The following is an 18,909-nucleotide window of genomic DNA, read 5'->3' as shown; positions in this document are numbered from 1 at the left end:
AGGTTCTGCGGTATAATTAACGTTACGTATCATTATCCTGCTAAGAGGGGCGGCAGACTATCCCACATTTGTGGGATTTCGGAGAGGGGAGGACAGAAGATGAACAAGGGAATACATACCCTATTACAGCTTGATCCTGCCCGGGGCGGGCCGGTGCTGGATTCGCAGCAGTACCGGGAAGCGGTGATTGCCAGACTCCGCCTGCTGGTGCCGTTCTCTGCGGCCTGTTGTACGACAGTAGACCCGCATACGCTTTTAACCACAGGGGCGGTCACGGAGCAGGGACTTAAAGAGGTTCATCCGCTATTGTTCGAATATGAATATCTGCATGAGGATTATATGAAGTATGAGCAGTTAGCGGCGGCGGATATTCCGGCAGCCTGCTTAAGCGGAGTGACCGGGGGAAGCCTGGGGATAAGCGCGCGTTACCGCAAGGTGCTGCAGCCCGCCGGATTCGGGGATGAGCTGCGCGTGGCACTGCGCACAGGCGGGGTCTGCTGGGGATTCTTGACCCTATTCCGTCCGCTGGGGCAGCCGCCGTTCCAGGAGCAGGATTGCACCTTGCTGGCTTCGGCAGCTCCGCTGATCGCTGAACGTCTGCGCGCATATGCCTCTGTCCTGCCGGTAACCGGAGCGGACCGGGCAGCGCCTGAGGATGACGGAATTCTGGTGCTGAGTGAACAGTTGGTCCCGGTCAGTGCGAATACAGCGGCCCGTTACTGGCTGAAGCAGATCTGGAACCTGGAGCAGCTCGAAGAAGGGCTGCTTCCCGGTCCGGTACGTGCTGTTTGCCTGCGGGTGCTCGGCGCGAAGAAGTCTGCCGGAACCGGGACTGCTCAGGCAAGAACAAGTCTTCCAATCGGAGACGGAGTGTATCTGACGGTTACCGCAAGCCTGCTTGGCGGTCCGCAGACACAACTCGCCGTATCCTTCGTCAGTGCCCGCTCCGGCGATGTCTTCCGGCTGCTGGCCGAAGCCTTCACCCTGACTGCGCGGGAGAAGGAGCTGGTAGAGCTGCTGGCGCTGGGACTATCGACCAAGGAGCTGGCAGGATCGCTGCATATCTCCGCTTATACGGTGCAGGATCATTTGAAATCGATCTTCGCCAAGACTGGCGTGTCCAGCCGCAGAGAGCTGATCAGCCGGCTGCTTCCGCGATAAGGGCTGAGAATTATTAATGTAGAACAAATAAGGGGAATCTCCATAGCCATCTGGCTGGAGATTCCCCTTGCTTCATGTTCGGACTTGTATAGATCTGGAACTGCTTCGAATGAACTCTTACTGGCGCAGTGTCTTCAGCGCGCCGCTCCAGGCCAATACCTGATCCAACATGGCGTTGACGTTGGCAGTATGCAGGTCAGCAGGCTTGAACACAGAACCGTTCTCGAAGTCGGTGAACAGCGAGAGCAGCGGGTGTACACGCACATCGGCTACGGACAGCTCGCCGAGAATACCGCGCAGATGCTCAGCGGCGCGGGCGCCTCCGGCGGAGCCGTAGCTGACGATACCGGCAGCCTTGTTGTTCCATTCTTCACGAGCAGAATCCAGTGCGTTCTTAAGTGCCCCGGATAGACTGTGGTTATATTCCTGAACGATGAATACGAATCCGTCCAAGGTAGCCAGCTTAGCTGCCCAAGCCTGAGCTTCAGCATAGCTGTCGCTTTCCCCGAGCAGCGGCAGCTTGAAGTCGGCAATATCTACGATTTCGTAATTAGCATCTCCACGGGCGTCAGCGATCCCCTTCACCCATTCCCCTACCTGCGGGCTAACGCGGCCCTGGCGTGTGCTTCCAAGAATAATTCCGATATTAAGTGTTGTCATTTTAATTCCTCCCTGGTTTTTGTTTTCCGTAATTTGTTTTGCTTGTTATGTTTTTTATTATAGCTGATAACTTTAATAAAGCAAGTGAAATTTTGAAACCTAGTTAAATTTTTAGCTAAAATTAAAACGGCCCAATTACCGTACCGAATCTGGGTAGGTCATCGATATGTCATTTTGCATAACATTGTAAAGTTGTTTTTAGGCTCGAAACCAAAATTTTCAGCTAAATAATTGATTGTCATGATGAATTTAGCTTAAAATACACTCAACAAGTCAGTTATTATGACATATAATTAAGAAATCTTATGTATCTATACTATATGGAGAGGTGGGGCAGCCATGTTAGAGGAAAAGAAACGGCAGGCAGAGCTTGAACTCCCGCGTGATTGCACCTTCTCACCTGAAGACTGGCGCATTCTGGCCCGGTATTGGTATCCGGTGGCTACGGCAGCAGAGGTACAGGATCAGCCGGTGGCGGTCAAGCTGCTGGATATGAAGCTGGTGTGCTACCGCAGCGGAGGCAAGGTGGTTATTGCCCGGGATCTGTGTTTTCACCGGGGAGCCCCGCTGAGTAAGGGGTGGGTGGAGAACGGGGAGATTGTCTGCCCGTATCACGGGTTCCGCTATAACTGTGAAGGGAAATGTACTGCGGTACCGGCGCATCCCAGCGCCAAAATCTCGCCCAAATTGAAATTGATCGTCTATCCGGCCATCGAACGGTACGGTCTGATCTGGACCTGCCTTGCAGATGCGCCGGAGCAGATTCCCGCCTTCCCGGCCTGGGAGGACCCCGACTATATTAATATTCTGATCCCGAGCTTCGACATAGCCGGCTCTTCCGGGCGGCAGATGGAGGGGTTCCTGGATGTATCCCATTTCGCCTACGTGCATACGGCAACCTTCGGTGACCGCAATAACACTGAGGTCCCCCAGTACAAGGTATGGCGCGAAGGGGAGACGGAGCTGGTCGCCGAATACTGGAGCACGGTCAGCAACTATGGCAAAGGGCAGGAGAATCCTGCACCTGAAGGCTTCCAGTGGCTGCGGGAATTCCGTGTATTCGCCCCGTTCGCCGCATCGCTGACGGTTTATTTCCCGGATGAGGGCAGGCTGAAGATTCTGAACTGTGCTTCTCCGGTGTCGGCCCGTTATACCCGGCTGTTCTGCCCGATCTCACGCAACTTCGATAAGAACGCCCCAATCGAGGATACCGTCAAGTTCAATCTACAGGTGTTCCAGGAGGATGCGGAGATGGTAGAGTCGCAGACGCCGGAGGATCTGCCGCTGGATCTGCAGGCTGAAGCCCATATTCCGGCAGACCGGACATCCATTGCCTATAGACAGCTGCTAAGCAGCCTTGGGCTGGGGCAGAATTATACGTCCTGATGCATCCTTTCAATTACTCAGGCATTATTAACAGCACACGCCCGGCGGCAGAGATTAGAATCTCGGCAGCCGGGCGTGTGCTGTTGTGTTGATCGGGCCGCCTGCGTAACGCAGAGTTAGCGCAGCAGCTAGACCGTATAATTTTCCAGTGAAAGGCTCCATCTTCCATCTACATGCTCAATTCTGTGCAGGCTGGTATAGGAAGCCGGAAATTTACTGCCGCGGTTATTCCAGCCGATCCCTTTGATGAGGTGATAGATGATGTTTATGACACCGCCATGTGTAACAACCATCAGGTTATTATCAGGGCCGTTGTCCGCATGCTCTTCGCACAGCCGGGTGAAGGCTTCCTGAATCCGTGTGAAGAATTCGAGCGGACTCTCTCCGCCGGGGTAACGCTCGTCCATCCGCAGGCCTGAGAAGTATAAGCCGGGATACCGTTCATTCACGATTTCGTTCGGCATACCGGCGATCACGCCATTGTTCATCTCCCGCCAATCCGTACTGCGCTCCAAGGGTAACTCCAGTTCTCTTGCCAGCTCACCGGCTGTATCCAGCGCCCGCTGCAGATCGCTGCTGACTATACGTTGTATAGGGAATGAAGCCGAATTCTCTCTCAAAAAACGGCCAAGCTTCTCGGCTTGCCGGTAACCCTGGCTATTCAGCCCCCGCTGGCTCCATCCGCCGCGATATCCTTCGTCATCCTTGCCGTGTCTAACCAGATAAATCGCCAACTGCTCTTCGGCCTCCTGTTCTATGATGGGTTGATATCATTCCTTTGAAGATTCCTTCAAGTAGCGTACCCTGCTAAGTCTATCACTCACTTTCCAGAATGTTCAAGAACAGAAGTTACAATCGAAGCAACTCAGCTTGACGATACCCGGACATAGCTTGTACCGTCCTTTAAAAGGACGGCAAATCCGTTTCCGCTTGCGGCACGAAGACAATACGCTGCTGACTGGCCGGCGGAGTCTTCCATACCTGTTCAATCTGGGAGAGCGGATAAACGATAGGGTTCGCTGTAAGCTGACCTTCTGCAATCGCATGGATCAGCGCCGGAAATTCCGCCAGATAACCGGCTGGCGTGACGGACCCCTGGCCGCTGCCGATGATCTGGAAGTTGGCAGAACGGAGCGCAGCGGAAGGAATCGCGGCGTCCGCACCTGCTATGGAACCGATCTGAATCCAGGTTAACAGCCGGCTGCGGTCGGACCGGCGGGTTAATATCGGGAGCATGGCGAGTGCAGCAGGCTCACCCCACAGATAGTCGAGAACGATATCCACTTCGGCTGAGGCTTCGCCGAGATTCCGGGCCACTGTCCCGGGATCTCCGGTTAGCGGTATGAGTACATCCGCACCATGCTGTGTAAGCGAACGGAGACGTTCCGGGTTGCGCCCGGCAGCGATGATCTGACTGGCTCCCATAAGCTTGGCGATCTGAACGGCCATCTGCCCGGAGTTGCCGGTGGCGCCCAGAATGAGCACCTTGAACCCGGGCTTAGCCTGAATCCGGCGGCGGAGAGTCACCCATGAAGACATGGCTGGATTCATGGCGGCGGCGATGAGCACGGGATCAGCATCTGCGGGTAGCGGGACAGCGCGGCGGAGATCGATGAGGGTCTGGTCTGCGAACGATCCCAAGGCATTATCGGTGGCAACAAAATAGACCAGCTTACCATCCGGGAGCCGTCCGACGCCGTCAATACCGGGGATTAACGGCAGTTCATCCGTACTCGTGTAATGAGAACCGTTGGCCTGTGCCCGGACCCGGAGATGTAATCCGGCAGCCAGCACATCCACCAGAGCTTCGTGTTCTCTTGAGGGTGCCGGAGCTTCAATCTCTTCGTATTTCGGAGCTGAATTGAATGATCTTACAATAGCAGCGTACATAAATAGGCCTCCATTTACCCAGGTGGTATACCTGGATGAGTGATTTTTGTTTGTGAAACAAACTAATAAGTTTGTAATACAAACAATATAGTTTGTATTACGTACAAAGTCAACGGCTGCTGTGGTACAATAGGAGCAAACAGGTCTGAAATATACAAAAGTGGAGTGAAATCAATGAGCAGTTATGATAATTCTTTTGATAAACTGGAAGATCTGTCGATGGTAGACAGCCTTGTGCAGCTATCCTTCCTGGTGCAGAATATCCTGGCCCGAATAGGAACGGAGCATGATCTGTCGATCATTCAGATCCGTCTGCTGGGGATATTGCGCGACCGGGAGCCGGGTATGCTGCAGCTGGCGAAGCATCTGGGCCTCGATAAATCCAGTATTACAGGGCTCGTCGACAGGGCGCAGCGCCGCGGGCTGGTAGAACGAACTGTATCAGAGAGTGACCGGCGGGCATTCAATGTACGGGCTACTCCGGCAGGCTGGAAGATTATTCATGAGGTCGGGGAGCAGATCGAGCGTCAGATTACGGCGGTAACCGAGGGTCTTACCGGGGAGGAGCGGGCGCAGATGATTGCCCTGGCCAGCAAGATTCTGGTCACTGCTCCAGGGGTGAGCCGCTGAAGAAGAATTAGGATTCGTGACGATGAAGCACATAGGAGGGATTTCCATGGATCAGGAATTGATGGATGAACTGGCGTCTCAATTCAAGAATTCGCTGAAGGTGCTGAACGCGGTCGGTGCCGAGACCCGGCAAGCCATCCTGATGGCCTTGCTGCAAGGGCCGCAAGATCCGGGCATGCGTGTAGGCGAGATCAGAGGGATCACCCACTTTTCCCGTCCGGTCGTGTCCCATCATCTTAGAATCTTGATAGAAGCCGGAATTGTTAGCGTCCGCAAAGAAGGCACCCGCAACTATTACCGGCTGGACTCCGGAAGCAAGCTGATGGTGCTCAAAAGCTTGGTGAACGGGCTGGAGAAGGTGCTGGCACAATGCGGGCGTGAGGCAGGGATTCTCTGATATGGAGAATCCCTGCTTTGCGGTATGCAAAAAACCGAATACAATCGCTGCTGTGAGGGTGCGTAAGCCAAATGTAGGTAAAAAATTTAAGCTACCATGTTCCAGCCAAGCGTGATATGCTATAATCACTCACCGACAGACAGTCGGTCGGTGAGTGGGTTTATTACAAATAGAGTTACGGTTACACCCAAAGTTAGTATCATCCCAGCTTCACCATAAGGAGACATGACCATGAGAGTTGTAAAAGAAGCGGAAGCCCGCAGAAATGAGATTCTGGATGCAGCCGAGGAACTGTTCGGACAGAAGGGCTTCGACGGTACGAGCACCGGCGATATTCTGGGCAAGGTCGGCATTGCGCGCGGGACACTGTATTATCACTTCAAGTCGAAGGAGGATATTATGGACGCGCTGATTGAGCGGACGAATGCCACTATTCTTCATGCCGCGCAGCAGGTTGCTGAAGACAAGAGCATACCCGTCATTGACCGGATTCTCCGTGTAGTCATGGCGCTGAACATCAGCAGCGGAGACAGCAGCAGCACGGAGATTATGGAGCATATCCACAAGCCGCAGAATGCACTGATGCATCAAAAGGTTCAGAAGGCGGTCATCCGCAGCGTTCCGCCCATTCTGGCCTCCATCATCAGCGAGGGAATAGAGCAGGGGATATTCAATACTCCTTATCCGTATGAATGTATGGAGATGGTCGTTGTCTATGCCACCACGATTTTTGATAATGATATGGTTGACATGACGGAGGAGGAGCGTATGTCACGCATTCTGGCCTTCATCACGAATGTGGAACGGCTGCTTGGTGCCGTGCGCGGAAGTCTGATGAGCGTAATGCAGATGTTCGGCAGCGCCAATGGAGCGAAGGGAAATCAGGGTGATGAGTAAATCCGGCATAGGATTCGGCAGATTCCTGTTTCTCTGGTCAGGACAACTGATCTCAGCCATCGGCAGCGGGCTTACCGCGTTCGGGCTGGGGATCTATACCTTACAGCAGACCGGGCAGACGTCGGCTATGGCGCTGGTGACCCTCCTGGCATTCATGCCGTCACTGCTGCTCAGTCCAGTCGCAGGCGTGCTGGCGGACCGTTATGACCGCAGGCTGCTAATGGTGGTAGGGGATACGCTCTCTGCTTTAGGTCTGATCTATATTCTGGTCTGCCTGCTGAATGGAGAAGCACAGCTGTGGCAGATCTGCTTAGGGGTAACCGTCAGCTCGGTATTCTCCTCGTTGCTTGATCCCGCCTATAAGGCTACGATCACCGATCTGCTAACCGAGGAGCAGTATACGAAGGCCAGCGGGTTTGTGCAGATTGCCGGCTCCGCCAAATATCTGATTTCGCCGCTCATTGCCGGGCTGCTGCTTACAGTCTCTGATGTGAAGCTGCTGCTGATTATCGACATCTGCACGTTTTTGGTAACCGTACCTACTACACTTGCGGTCCGCCGTGGTCTTGCCTCCAAGAAGGCGGAGCAGGCACCGGCCTTCCTCCGGGAGTTTCAAGAAGGCTGGCGGGCGGTCTCCGGGAACCGTGGGGTGCTGGTGCTGGTGATTATGACCTCGGTCATGACCTTCTTCATCGGGTTCATCGAGACCTTATGCATGCCGATGATTCTGGCGTTCTCCAGCAGTGCGGTCTTGGGGACGCTTGAGACGGTCATGGCATCGGGAATGCTGGTGTCGAGTGTCATTATAGGGATGCTGCGGATACAAAAGAATTTCGTGCGCATGCTGGCAGTGTCGCTTTTCTGCTCAGGGATCAGTATCGCCGTCTTCGGGCTGCGTGAGAACATTGTATTGATCGGCGCTGCGGGCTTTATGTTTTTTGCCATGCTGCCCTTTACAAATACTGCCCTGGATTATCTGGTCCGCACCAATATCGACAATTCCGTCCAGGGGAGAGCCTGGTCACTGATCGGACTGCTCTCGCAGCTTGGATTCGTGGCGGCCTATATGCTGGCAGGTGTGCTGGCAGACTACGTATTTACTCCCTTGCTGGTAAGCGGCGGAGTTCTGGCGGGTAGTGTGGGACGGATCATCGGCACTGGCAGCGGGCGGGGGATGGGACTCCTCATCATCATTGCCGGCCTGCTGTTAAGCGCCTCTTCGGTCATGATCTATCGGCTCAAATCCATTACAAGTCTTGAGAGCAGGGGGTAACTTATGTTTTACCGAATCATCCGCAGAGATATCCGCACAAGCAAGGGAATTACACTCACGACGATGCTGTTCGTAGCTGCTGCAGCCATGCTCGTCTCTCTGTCAGCCATTCTGGTTGTCAATCTGAGCGGGGCGATCGATCATCTGATGACGCAGGCGAAGACGCCGCATTTCCTGCAGATGCATTCCGGCCAGCTGGATCAAGCCCGGCTCAAAGCTTTTGCAGAGCAGAACAATAAGGTTGAAGAACACCAGGTGCTTGATTTCCTTAATGTAGAAGGCGCTAGGATTGTCATGGACGGGCATACGCTTGCGGACAGTGTGCAGGATAACGGCTTCAGCACACAGAGCGGGAAATTTGATTATCTGCTTGATCTGGACGGGAATGTGATTAATGTACGGGGCGGCGAGGTGTATGTCCCGATAAGTTACATGAAGGATGGCTCCGTCAAGGAGGGAGGGACGGTTACCGTGGGAGACACAAGTCTCACCGTAGCGGGGTTCCTGCGGGATTCACAGATGAACTCGCTGCTCGCTTCGTCGAAGCGGTTCCTCGTCAGCCCGGCGGATTATGCGGAGCTGGCACCGTACGGAACCACAGAATATCTGATTGAGTTCAGACTGAGGGACCTGTCGATGCTGGGAGCCTTTGAGACCGACTACACCGCAGCAGGACTGGAAGGGAACGGTCCGGTAATTACCTATCCTCTGTTCAGAGTGCTTAATGCAATCTCTGACGGGCTGATGATTGCGGTGATCCTGCTGGCGAGTGTGCTGGTCGTTATTATTGCTTTTCTATGTATACGGTTCACCCTTATGGCTACCATCGAGAGCGATTACCGGGAGATCGGCGTTATGAAGGCCATCGGTCTGCGTGTCTCGGATCTCAAAAGAATCTATCTCGCCAAATACGCAGCAATAGCGGCTATGGGAAGCATCCTCGGCTTTATATTAGCGTTCAGCTTCCGGGGTCTGCTGCTTGAGAATATCAGGCTGTATATGGGCGAAAGTGCGCATCCGGCCCTTGCTCTGGCGTGTGGCGTCTTTGGTGTACTGCTTGTATTCCTCACTATTATTGCCTATGTGAACCGGGTGCTGAAGCGTTTCCGCAGGATTTCGGCGGTCGAAGCCATCCGGTTCGGGACAGTTCAGGAGACCCGGAGAGGCTCCAGACGTTTGACCTTGAGCGGCAACCGGCTGTTCAGCACGAATGTCTACCTGGGCGTTAAGGATGTCTTGTCCAGAAAAAGTCTATACGCAACCATGCTTGCGGTGCTCGTCATCTCTTCCTTCCTTATGATTGTGCCCCAGAATCTCTATCATACGATCTCCTCTCCGAGCTTCATTACATACATGGGCATCGGTGACAGTGATCTGCGGCTGGATATCCAGCAGACGGACCATATTGCTGAGAAGGCCGCAGCTATTGCGCGGGTCATGGACCAGGATCAGTCGGTCTCCCGCTATGCGGTACTCACCACGCGGGCGCTTAACGTACAGCTGGAGCATGGAGCGGAGGAACGGTTGAAGGTTGAGCTGGGGGACCATTCTATATTCCCGGTGGCCTATTCGGAAGGGCGCAGACCGGAGACAGCGAAAGAAATCGCCCTGTCCGCCGTAAATGCGAAGGATCTGGGCAAAAAGCCCGGAGACTCCCTGATCCTGCTGATTGAAGGAGAACCCCGGATGCTTACGGTAAGCGGAATTTATTCCGATGTGACTAACGGCGGCAAAACGGCCAAGGCCGTATTCACCACCCCATCCGCAGAGGCGATGTGGTCTGTCATCTATGCAGAGCTGGCGGATAAGTCGCAAGCAGGCAGCGCGGTAAGCGAATATGCCCGGCAGTTCAGTTATGCGAAGGTGTCGGGGATTGACGAATATGTGACGCAGACCTTCGGCTCCACCATTCGCTCAGTCGGTAAGGCTGCATGGGCTGCTCTAGCTGTGATGCTGGTTCTGAATGTACTGATTACACTCTTGTTCATGCGGATGCTGGTAGCTAAGGACCGTTACCCTATTGCCGTCATGAAATCGCTGGGCTTCCGGAATTCCGATCTGACTGTACAGTATTATGTGCGTGCTGTATTTGTATTGGTGACCGGGATGGTTCTGGGCACCCTGCTCGCGAACACTCTGGGACAGATTCTTGCCGGGGCTGTGATCTCCTCCTTCGGAGCTTCGTCCTTCAAGTTCGTGGTCCATCCCCTCTCCGCGTATCTGCTGTGTCCGCTGATTATGACTGGTTCTGTACTGATAGGGGCAGTCTTCGGCACATCGGGCATCGGCCGAATTCAAATATCCGGCAATATTAAGGAGTAGATCAAGAAGATGAAGAAGATTATTTCGGGTGAAAATATAACCAAACAATACGGCACTGGCGGGGAGCGCCGCAAGGTGCTGGACGCAGTATCCGTTGATATTCACGAAGGTGAATTCGTCTCGGTGATGGGACCTTCAGGCTCAGGGAAATCCACGCTGCTGTTTGCACTGAGCGGTATGGAGCGGATCGACTGGGGGCTGGTTACTTTTGAGGGCAGCGATCTGGCGATACTGGAAGGCGATGAGCTTGCTGATCTCCGAAGAACAAGAATGGGCTTCGTGTTCCAGCAGCCGACGCTGATGAAGAATCTGAACATTCTGGATAATATCATTCTGCCGTCGATGCGCGGCAACCGGCGGAAGGTTGCGGCGATTACGGAAAAGGCGCAGCAGCTTATGCAGAAGGTGGGCATTGCAGACTTGGCGAAGCGTGATATTACGGAGGCTTCGGGCGGACAGCTGCAGCGGGCCGGCATCTGCCGGGCGCTGATGGGGAGTCCGCGGATTATTTTCGGGGATGAGCCGACCGGTGCGCTGAATCTGAAGGCCGCCGGGGAGATCATGGACCTGTTGTCCGGGATCAATGAGGAAGGGACGGCCATTATGCTGGTCACCCATGATGCCACTGTGGCGGCCAGAACGCAGCGGATTATGTTCATGTGTGACGGCCGGATCGTCGATGAAATACGCCTCCCGAAATACAGCGGCGGGACACTTGAGCCCCGCATGAACTTAATCACGGCAAAAATGCGGGAGATTGGGATTTAATGGAAATGAACGATCTGCCCGGATGGTTCGTATTATAGTTATTTGCTAACACCAAGGAAGAGGTGAGAGGAAATGCTGACCATCAAGAATTTTACGAAGAGTTATAAAGGCGGGGCTAAGGCGGTGGATAATCTTAGCCTTGAGGTTGAACGGGGCGACATCTACGGCTTCATCGGGCATAACGGCGCAGGCAAGACCACGACGATCCGCGCTGTGGTGGGCGTGCTTGATTTTGAACAAGGGGAGATTGAGATTGACGGTATCTCGATCCGCAAGAATCCGGTAGCCTGCAAGGCGAATATTGCCTACATCCCGGATAATCCGGACCTGTACGATCACCTGACGGGGATTCAGTACCTGAACTTCATCGGCGATCTCTTCAGTGTATCGGGGTCCACCCGGGAGCGGCTGATCAGGCAATACGGTGACGCCTTCCAGCTTACAGCGAGTCTGGGTGATCTGATCTCCGCGTATTCCCACGGCATGAAGCAGAAGCTGGCCATTATTTCTGCACTTATTCATGAGCCGAAGCTGTTAGTCCTGGATGAGCCTTTTGTGGGCCTTGATCCGAAGGCGGCGCATACGCTGAAGACGATCATGACGGATCTGTGCAGCAGGGGCAGCGCCATCTTTTTCTCCACACATGTTCTGGATACGGCAGAGAAACTCTGTAACAAGATTGCGATCATCAAGGGCGGACGGCTGATTGCCCACGGTTTAACGGAAACGGTAAGGGGCGAGAAAAGCCTGGAAGACGTATTCATGGAGCTGATCGATCATGATTAATGTCTGGAGATTAACAAAGCTGCAGCTGTTGTCTTCCTTCGGCCTCAATCAGGCGCTCCATACGAAAGACCCTGCACGCAGACGCAAGGCGCTGCTGATCAGCCTCTTGGTGATAACCGGTATACTCATGATCGGGGCTGTATCATTCAGCTACAGCTTCATGATGGCGAAGTCGTTCGAGCAGCTTGGGCGGATGGAGCTATTGCTGGCTGTGATGATGGCGGTCACTTCACTGGTCGGCTTCTTCACTACGGTCTATAAAGCCAGCGGGGTATTATTCAGCTATAAGGATTACGATATGATTATGTCCCTCCCGGTGAAGACCAGCCATGTTGTGGCGAGCCGGGTGCTTCAGCTCTATGTGATGAATCTGTTCTTCACGCTGCTAATCATGCTTCCGGCGGGGGCCGTGTATGCGATACATGTGAAGCCGGGCGTGCTCTATTATTTGTTTTTTCTAATGACACTCTTCTTCATTACCTTACTGCCGATTATAGCGGCTACGCTTGTGGGCTCCCTTATTAGCTGGGTCTCTTCCCGGTTCCGGGCGAGTAAAATCCTGAATATGATCCTCACCTTCGCCTTTATCATTGTACTGATGCTGGGCTCGTTCACGCTCAATCAAGGGCAGCAGGCGATTGCAGATGTTGGAGCCGCCTTAGGTGATATGATCTTCAAGGTGTATCCTCCGGCTTCCGTGTATGTTGACGCGGTCTGCTCGTACCGGGTTAGCGCCCTGATCTTCTTCATCGCAGTGTCTGTGCTGGCCTTCATGCTGTTCTCTGTCCTGCTGGCGACCCGGTACAAGGCGATTCATACAGGGCTTATGACCAGCCGCGCAAGCCGTGGATATAAGATGAAGCCGCTACAGGCTAATTCAGCATTCAAGGCCCTGTATCTGAAGGAGCTGCGCCGTTACTTCAGCTCGGTCAATTATGTGCTGAACACAGGGATCGGGATGGTGCTGCTCCTGATGATGTCTATTTCCTTATTATTCGTCAGCTCTAAGCAGCTGGGAGCTATACTAGATATCCCGCAACTGTCAGACTCTCTCAGTACGCTGAGTCCGCTGGTTATCTCTCTATTCGTTGTTCTGAGCTGTACGACAGCCTGCTCTATTTCGCTGGAAGGCAATCATCTGTGGATCTTGACCAGCTCCCCCGTGCCCAAACCGGCGATTGTATTCAGCAAGGTGGCGGTGAATCTCACCATTACATTACCGGTGATTGCCGTAAGCTGGGGACTGCTGGCCTATACCCTGCATGCCGGATGGATGGAGAGTATACTCATGCTGACTGTTCCGGTCATCTATGCCTGCTATTCCGCGCTGCTGGGCGTTATGGTGAACCTGAAGCTGCCCAAGCTGGACTGGACCAGTGAAGTTGCGGCGATCAAGCAGAGTGCGTCGGTGCTGGTAACGATGCTAATCGGTGTCCTAACGCTGGCTGTTCCCGCCATACTGTTCATGCTTCTTCCTGGGGTGGGCGGAAATCTCATCCTGCTGGGATATGGCGTGCTTCTGGTAGCGGTTTGCGCCGGCATGTACAGATTTATCCAGATTAACGGAGAGCGGTTGTTTCAGAAGCTGTAGTCATCCTGGTTGTTGTGAACGCATCAAGCAGTCCCAATTAAGTTAGGAGATGAAACTGTGCAGACCCTGCGTGAGAAATTGGAGGATTATACGAATCAGTACCTGAAGCTGTGGAGTTTTTACGGCGTGATTAAGGTCATCAGGAAGGGCGAGGTGCTCTTCGAGCGGGCCAGCGGGTATGCAAGCATGGAGTTTGGAATTGAAAATACGCTGGCGTCACGCTTCTCCCTCGCCTCCATGTCGAAGCAGTTTACGGCCTTCGCCGTCATGCTGCTGCATGACAAGGGCCTGCTGGATGTTGACCAGCCTGCACGCCAGTATCTCCCGGCAGAGCTGGCCATTGATGATTCGATCACTGTCCATCATCTCTTGTCACATACCTCCGGTCTATATAACTTTTATAATTTTGAGAATGATTTCTTCGGCGGAGACTACCGGCTGGACTATTCCCGGACAAGGTTCTTCCGGCAATACATTAACAAGAAGCCAACCAAGCCGGCAGGAGCAGACTACGATTATAATAACTCCAACTACAATCTGCTGGCCTGGATCATCGAGCATGTCTCGGGAGAGAGGTACGGGGAGTTTCTACACCATCATATCTTCCTGCCACTAGGGATGAGCAGAAGCACAGTGGATGACGGCTGCGCCGTGATTGAGAATAGATCCAGCAACTATATCACAGACTTCGCGGACACCGTCAAATGCCCGTATTATAACGAGAAGTTCAGTATCGGTGCAGGCGGTATGGTAACGGACTGTGCGGATTTGTACAAATGGTATGTCTGTCTGCGCGGCCGGCAGCTCCTGTCCTCTGCTGCTTATGAACGATTCTTTCAAGAGAACGAGAACAGCTACTGTTACGGCCTGGAGCATCACCTGCTATACGGGCAAGACCGGTATTCCCATGGGGGCGATCAGCTGGGGATATGCACGTATATGCAGCATTTTTACGCTGAAGATCTGTGCATTATCATCCTCTCGAACAATGAGGGCATCAATCAGTACAGACTGGGCCATGCGCTCGCGGATATACTGCATCAGGTGGAGGTGAAGGCTCCAGCCAGGCATACTGAGCTTCAGCTTAGTGAGTCAAGCCTAAGGGCGTACTGCGGAACCTATCTAGCGGACAAAATTCAGATCGAGCTGATCGGCGGGAAGTTATACTTCACCAGATTCACTGGCAATGTACATATAGAGCTATATCCCGTAGGCGATGGAGAATTTGTCCAGCGTTACTATGACCAGCTCCACCCCTATAGGATCACTGAGAATGCGCAGGGGGAGAAGGTTTTTTTCGGATATACACGGTTAGCCCCTTGAAGTTGCCGCGGCGTCAAGTGATAGGATAAGGATGTGATCACAGGAAGGAGGGAGAAATGAACAGGACTGTTGTTACCATACAGCAATTGTCGGAGCAACTCGGGCTGACGAGCCGCACCTTGCGGCACTGGGAAGCGGAAGGATTGTTTCAGAGTAAGCGAGAGGTATCTTCCGGCTGGCGTACATATGATGAACATGCACTTAAGTGTATCAGGATCACAGCGCTGCTGCGGAGAATGGATATTCCGATCAGAGAAATACAGGCTGTCTTGGATAATAGTTCTGTGTCTGCGCTTAAACAGGTCATACAGAACAGGATAATGGCTCTACAGGTGCACCAGGAAGAGCTTGAACGGATGGGACAGCAATTACATCAGCTACTCGATTACCTGAATAATTCCAATAAGAGGACCTCCATTCAGGAGGAACTGCTTAGCGAAATGGAGAATGTTTTTATGAGTAATGTAACGGGGAGGTCCACATTCAAAGTGATTACCCTGCCGGCGATGAGAGTTGCTTATCATATCGTGGTAGACCCCTCTCCCGAAGAGAAAGCGATGGGTCCTATCATGGATTGGCTGGAATCTGCTAATCTTCTGGGCACGGCCCGGTTATTCGGCGGGAATATGAAGCCTATGCCAAGTAGTGCAGGTACACCCTATGGCTATGGAATGTGTGCGACAATTCCGGATGGAATCAGCGTCCCTGAGCCCTTCAAGGAAATGATCTTGCCCGGCGGGCTATATGCTAAGTTGGATAGCAGTGATGATATTGGCGGCTCCTGGAAGATACTGATGGACCAATTAGTCGATAGCCCAAAGTACCGCTCTGACCGCAGCAGACTCTGCCTGGAAGAGCATATACGCAATGACAGCCCTCCGTGCGGCGGGAATTTGTATGATTTGAGTCTGATGGAACCTGTAGTATTGAAAGGAAGGTAACTATACATTCCGGTAATAACGTCAGGAGGTACATACTATGAAAAAGTCAGAGGTTACACTAAGTAAAGCTACGGTGGAGGATGCGGCAGATATTCATGCTATGCAGCTTCAGGCCTTTTTGCCGCTCTTGGAGAAATATCAGGATCATGAGACAAGCCCAGCCAATGAGACACTGGAGAGAATCGTGGAACGGATGAATCAGGATTTTATTGATTACTTTATCATCCATAACGCCGGGATTGCGGCAGGAAGCGTCAGAGTCAAGAAGAAGGACAAGCATGAGTACTGGCTCGGCCAGATATGTGTATTGCCGCAATACCAAGGCCTGGGCATAGCACAGCAAGCCTTCGCCTTGATTGAAGAGGTCTATGCCGATGCGCAGAGCTGGGGGCTGGCGACCATTATGCAGGAGGAGCGAAACTGCTATTTGTATGAGAAGCTGGGCTATAAAAGGACGCCAGAAACTCAAGTAATCAACGACAAGCTGACCTTGTGCTTTTACGAGAAAACTCTAAATTGAAGTTGAAGTTAACGCCTACAGCTATGAAATGCTGCACAAATTGCAACTCCGATTTATTGATATAGTAGTTTTCGCGAGGATTGTTGTATGAAAAGCAGGAATAATCCGTTCAGCGGCTTAGCAGATGCGGGAAAACTGCCTTTTGTGCAACAATTTTTGGTTTTCGGACTATATAAAGAGATGAAAGTTGCAATATGTGCAGGATTGTGACTGGTAATCTGGTATGTGCGGGGGATGAGAACCCTGCGCGTCAGCGACCTAGCACGAACCTCACGGACTACAAATCCGTTATTTCGGCGGATTACAGCAAATCCGCAGATTATGGGGACAGAGGTCCAATTATTGTCTACAGCCGCTCCGGCTTTGGCAGACCGGGTACATCGAGCGCTTCGCCCAGCGTATAGGTGAAGCTCCGGATCAGCCACATTTATTTGCCTGCCAGATGGAATGGTGTGTAATTCAGACAATGGCTTCAACAAGTACTTGACAACTGTAACTATAGAAAGTAAAGTAAGGATATAAATTATCTTAACTTAAAGATAATATTTAACCAAATATCTTAATATAAAGATATAATCCGAATCAACAACTTAGGAGGCAATTCAAATGAACAAGCAAACCATGGGTATTCATCATATCACCGCTATTGTCGGGCATCCGCAGGAAAATATGGACTTTTATGCAGGGGTACTGGGGCTGAGGCTGGTGAAGCAAACGGTCAATTTCGATGATCCGGGAACGTATCACTTCTACTTCGGCAATGATGGCGGGAAGCCGGGAACGATTATTACCTTCTTCCCGTGGGCGGATGCGTATCAGGGTAAGATCGGCGGGGGCCAGGTCGGCGTTACTTCGTATGTGATTCCAGTTGGGGCGATGGCGTTCTGGAGAGAGCGGCTCACGGCATTCAAGGTGGCTTACACAGAGATGGAGCGGTTCGGGGAGCAGTACCTGGAATTCGATGATCCGCATGGCCTGCATCTGGAGCTGGTGGAACGGGAGGCGGGTGAGCGTAATGAATGGACCTTCAGCGGAGTAACACCGGAGGTGGCAATCAAGGGCTTCGGCGGTGCAACACTGCTGTCCACACATCCTGAACAAACGGCTGAGCTGCTCGAGAAGGTGATGGGACTTACATTCGTGGGGCAGGAAGGCGATGTCGCCCGCTACCGTTCGGCTGCGGATCTGGGCAATGTGGTTGAACTGAAGGTAACGGCCGTACCGCGCGGTGAAATGGGGGTCGGAACTGTCCATCATATCGCCTGGAGAGCGAAGGATGACCAGGATCAGCTTGAATGGCAGGAAGTTGTGCATGATAATGGATATGGGGTAACGCCGGTGCAGGACCGGAATTATTTCAACGCCATCTACTTCAGAGAGCATGGGGAGATTCTGTTCGAGATCGCTACCGATCCTCCAGGCTTCGCTCATGATGAAACACCGGAGACGATGGGAGGCAGCCTGATGCTGCCTGCACAATACGAGCCGCACAGAGCACAGATTGAACAAGTTCTGCTGCCGGTTTCGGTAAGAGAGCTTAACTAATCTGCTTTGACATTAAAAAGGAGGCACGAGTATGATCCCTATTGATCCGCAGCAGGGCACCGAACGGGATAATTATAAGCTTCTGGTCGGGACGATTATTCCGCGTCCGATTGCTTTTGTAACCACCTTGTCGGAGGATGGGGTCTTGAACGGTGCGCCGTTCAGCTACTTCAATATCGTATCCTCCAACCCGCCGATGATCTCCGTCTCTATTCAGCATGCCGGGGGCCGGTCCAAGGATACTGCACATAACATCAAGCAAATGAAGGAGTTTGTGGTTCATATTGTGGATGATCAGAATGTCGGACAGGTGAATATGACGGCTGCGCCGTTGCCGCCTGATCAGAGTGAGGTCACCTTAGCGGGGATGACGCCTGTGGATAGCCTGCGCATTAAGGTTCCCGGCATTCAGGAAGCGAAGGTACGGATGGAATGTGTCCTTGAGCATAGTCTTGCATTGCCTAACAATGATCTGTTGATTGGCAGAATCGTGCAGTTTCATCTGGACGAGGCGATCTACGAGCAGGGGAGAATTAATCCGGTGGCCTTAGGGGCGGTCAGCCGTCTGGCCGGGAATAGCTATGCGGGGATTGGGGAGATTTTTGAGCTTGAGCGGCCGGTGTAACAGTGAGCTTTGGCATGGCCAGAACATTAGTTAGATAAACGCATCGATTATCATCCCTGAGCTAGTGTAGAAAATCCAACTGTTGCCCCGGCACATCCGTGAACAGCGCTGATAGGCAATTTAGGCCAAATAGATACTTTTGGCTCATACCACAAATAAAACCCTGGCGGAAGCGCCAGGGTTAGCTGTGTCAT

The 18,909-nt window shown here is 52.7% G+C and carries 18 protein-coding genes; 15 read left to right on the top strand and 3 right to left on the bottom strand.

The window, feature by feature from the left end:
* Positions 1 to 99 precede the first annotated feature (99 nt).
* Positions 100 to 1,161: a LuxR C-terminal-related transcriptional regulator gene (locus tag NSU18_RS07320; RefSeq protein ID WP_341148669.1), complete on the top strand. Its 1,062-nt coding sequence runs from the start codon at positions 100 to 102 to the stop codon at positions 1,159 to 1,161.
* 117 nt (positions 1,162 to 1,278) lie between these two features.
* On the opposite strand, the gene NSU18_RS07315 is transcribed toward NSU18_RS07320, so the two are convergent.
* On the bottom strand, positions 1,279 to 1,821 hold the full coding sequence (locus NSU18_RS07315; RefSeq protein WP_341148668.1) for an NADPH-dependent FMN reductase: 543 nt from the start codon (positions 1,819 to 1,821) through the stop codon (positions 1,279 to 1,281).
* Between the two features lie 339 nt (positions 1,822 to 2,160).
* Here NSU18_RS07315 and NSU18_RS07310 point away from each other — a divergent pair, with 339 nt between their 5' ends.
* Positions 2,161 to 3,207: an aromatic ring-hydroxylating dioxygenase subunit alpha gene (locus NSU18_RS07310; protein WP_341148667.1), complete on the top strand. Its 1,047-nt coding sequence runs from the start codon at positions 2,161 to 2,163 to the stop codon at positions 3,205 to 3,207.
* A gap of 128 nt (positions 3,208 to 3,335) precedes the next feature.
* Here the strand turns inward: NSU18_RS07310 and NSU18_RS07305 are convergent, their stop codons facing one another.
* Together NSU18_RS07305 and NSU18_RS07300 are read right to left on the bottom strand one after the other, a co-directional pair.
* Complete coding sequence (locus tag NSU18_RS07305) at positions 3,336 to 3,941, bottom strand: histidine phosphatase family protein (RefSeq protein ID WP_341148666.1); 606 nt, start codon at positions 3,939 to 3,941, stop codon at positions 3,336 to 3,338.
* Positions 3,942 to 4,110: 169 nt separating this feature from the next.
* Positions 4,111 to 5,097, bottom strand: coding sequence for a quinone oxidoreductase family protein (locus NSU18_RS07300; RefSeq protein ID WP_341148665.1), 987 nt, complete (start codon positions 5,095 to 5,097; stop codon positions 4,111 to 4,113).
* 174 nt (positions 5,098 to 5,271) lie between these two features.
* Between NSU18_RS07300 and NSU18_RS07295 the strand changes: the two genes are divergently transcribed.
* The 13 genes from NSU18_RS07295 to NSU18_RS07235 all read left to right on the top strand — a co-directional run bounded on the left by NSU18_RS07295 (position 5,272) and on the right by NSU18_RS07235 (position 18,715).
* Entirely contained in the window at positions 5,272 to 5,727 is a 456-nt protein-coding gene (locus NSU18_RS07295; RefSeq protein ID WP_341020847.1) for a MarR family winged helix-turn-helix transcriptional regulator, read from the top strand.
* Positions 5,728 to 5,773: 46 nt separating this feature from the next.
* The gene (locus NSU18_RS07290) at positions 5,774 to 6,124 is read left to right on the top strand and encodes an ArsR/SmtB family transcription factor (protein ID WP_341148664.1); all 351 of its coding nucleotides are present in this window, start codon (positions 5,774 to 5,776) and stop codon (positions 6,122 to 6,124) included.
* Between the two features lie 231 nt (positions 6,125 to 6,355).
* On the top strand, positions 6,356 to 7,021 hold the full coding sequence (locus tag NSU18_RS07285; RefSeq protein WP_341148663.1) for a TetR/AcrR family transcriptional regulator: 666 nt from the start codon (positions 6,356 to 6,358) through the stop codon (positions 7,019 to 7,021).
* On the top strand, positions 7,014 to 8,294 hold the full coding sequence (locus tag NSU18_RS07280) for an MFS transporter (protein WP_341148662.1): 1,281 nt from the start codon (positions 7,014 to 7,016) through the stop codon (positions 8,292 to 8,294). Before NSU18_RS07285 ends, NSU18_RS07280 begins: the two co-directional genes overlap by 8 nt.
* Before the next feature lie 3 nt (positions 8,295 to 8,297).
* Entirely contained in the window at positions 8,298 to 10,616 is a 2,319-nt protein-coding gene (locus NSU18_RS07275; RefSeq protein ID WP_341020855.1) for an ABC transporter permease, read from the top strand.
* A 9-nt stretch (positions 10,617 to 10,625) separates the two neighbouring features.
* On the top strand, positions 10,626 to 11,384 hold the full coding sequence (locus NSU18_RS07270) for an ABC transporter ATP-binding protein (RefSeq protein ID WP_341020857.1): 759 nt from the start codon (positions 10,626 to 10,628) through the stop codon (positions 11,382 to 11,384).
* 72 nt (positions 11,385 to 11,456) lie between these two features.
* Entirely contained in the window at positions 11,457 to 12,170 is a 714-nt protein-coding gene (locus NSU18_RS07265; protein WP_341148661.1) for an ABC transporter ATP-binding protein, read from the top strand.
* Entirely contained in the window at positions 12,163 to 13,761 is a 1,599-nt protein-coding gene (locus NSU18_RS07260; protein ID WP_341148660.1) for a hypothetical protein, read from the top strand. Before NSU18_RS07265 ends, NSU18_RS07260 begins: the two co-directional genes overlap by 8 nt.
* A gap of 57 nt (positions 13,762 to 13,818) precedes the next feature.
* Entirely contained in the window at positions 13,819 to 15,084 is a 1,266-nt protein-coding gene (locus tag NSU18_RS07255) for a serine hydrolase domain-containing protein (protein ID WP_341148659.1), read from the top strand.
* A gap of 56 nt (positions 15,085 to 15,140) precedes the next feature.
* Complete coding sequence (locus NSU18_RS07250; protein WP_341020868.1) at positions 15,141 to 16,025, top strand: MerR family transcriptional regulator; 885 nt, start codon at positions 15,141 to 15,143, stop codon at positions 16,023 to 16,025.
* A 37-nt stretch (positions 16,026 to 16,062) separates the two neighbouring features.
* Entirely contained in the window at positions 16,063 to 16,545 is a 483-nt protein-coding gene (locus NSU18_RS07245) for a GNAT family N-acetyltransferase (RefSeq protein ID WP_341148658.1), read from the top strand.
* Between the two features lie 606 nt (positions 16,546 to 17,151).
* A complete protein-coding gene (locus NSU18_RS07240; protein ID WP_341020878.1) occupies positions 17,152 to 18,090 on the top strand; it encodes a ring-cleaving dioxygenase in 939 nt (312 codons plus the stop codon).
* A 31-nt stretch (positions 18,091 to 18,121) separates the two neighbouring features.
* Positions 18,122 to 18,715, top strand: a complete 594-nt coding sequence (locus NSU18_RS07235; protein WP_341148657.1) for a flavin reductase family protein — start codon at positions 18,122 to 18,124, stop codon at positions 18,713 to 18,715.
* The last annotated feature ends 194 nt before the right edge of the window (positions 18,716 to 18,909 follow it).

This window comes from Paenibacillus sp. FSL H8-0048 (assembly GCF_038002825.1).
Taxonomy (GTDB): Bacteria; Bacillota; Bacilli; order Paenibacillales; family Paenibacillaceae; genus Paenibacillus_AQ.
The sequence above is the reverse complement of the archived record's forward strand: the minus strand, read 5'-3'. Positions and strand labels throughout refer to the sequence as shown.

Bases quoted from the DNA above. Each gene is read 5' to 3' on its own strand.
- NSU18_RS07265 (WP_341148661.1), top strand. From the start codon at position 11,457: ATGCTGACCATCAAGAATTTTACGAAGAGTTATAAAGGCGGGGCTAAG.
- NSU18_RS07260 (WP_341148660.1), top strand. From the start codon at position 12,163: ATGATTAATGTCTGGAGATTAACAAAGCTGCAGCTGTTGTCTTCCTTC.
- NSU18_RS07295 (WP_341020847.1), top strand. From the start codon at position 5,272: ATGAGCAGTTATGATAATTCTTTTGATAAACTGGAAGATCTGTCGATG.
- NSU18_RS07270 (WP_341020857.1), top strand. From the start codon at position 10,626: ATGAAGAAGATTATTTCGGGTGAAAATATAACCAAACAATACGGCACT.
- NSU18_RS07275 (WP_341020855.1), top strand. From the start codon at position 8,298: ATGTTTTACCGAATCATCCGCAGAGATATCCGCACAAGCAAGGGAATT.
- NSU18_RS07310 (WP_341148667.1), top strand. From the start codon at position 2,161: ATGTTAGAGGAAAAGAAACGGCAGGCAGAGCTTGAACTCCCGCGTGAT.
- NSU18_RS07285 (WP_341148663.1), top strand. From the start codon at position 6,356: ATGAGAGTTGTAAAAGAAGCGGAAGCCCGCAGAAATGAGATTCTGGAT.
- NSU18_RS07280 (WP_341148662.1), top strand. From the start codon at position 7,014: ATGAGTAAATCCGGCATAGGATTCGGCAGATTCCTGTTTCTCTGGTCA.
- NSU18_RS07300 (WP_341148665.1), bottom strand. From the start codon at position 5,097: ATGTACGCTGCTATTGTAAGATCATTCAATTCAGCTCCGAAATACGAA.
- NSU18_RS07290 (WP_341148664.1), top strand. From the start codon at position 5,774: ATGGATCAGGAATTGATGGATGAACTGGCGTCTCAATTCAAGAATTCG.
- NSU18_RS07240 (WP_341020878.1), top strand. From the start codon at position 17,152: ATGAACAAGCAAACCATGGGTATTCATCATATCACCGCTATTGTCGGG.
- NSU18_RS07250 (WP_341020868.1), top strand. From the start codon at position 15,141: ATGAACAGGACTGTTGTTACCATACAGCAATTGTCGGAGCAACTCGGG.
- NSU18_RS07245 (WP_341148658.1), top strand. From the start codon at position 16,063: ATGAAAAAGTCAGAGGTTACACTAAGTAAAGCTACGGTGGAGGATGCG.
- NSU18_RS07315 (WP_341148668.1), bottom strand. From the start codon at position 1,821: ATGACAACACTTAATATCGGAATTATTCTTGGAAGCACACGCCAGGGC.
- NSU18_RS07320 (WP_341148669.1), top strand. From the start codon at position 100: ATGAACAAGGGAATACATACCCTATTACAGCTTGATCCTGCCCGGGGC.
- NSU18_RS07235 (WP_341148657.1), top strand. From the start codon at position 18,122: ATGATCCCTATTGATCCGCAGCAGGGCACCGAACGGGATAATTATAAG.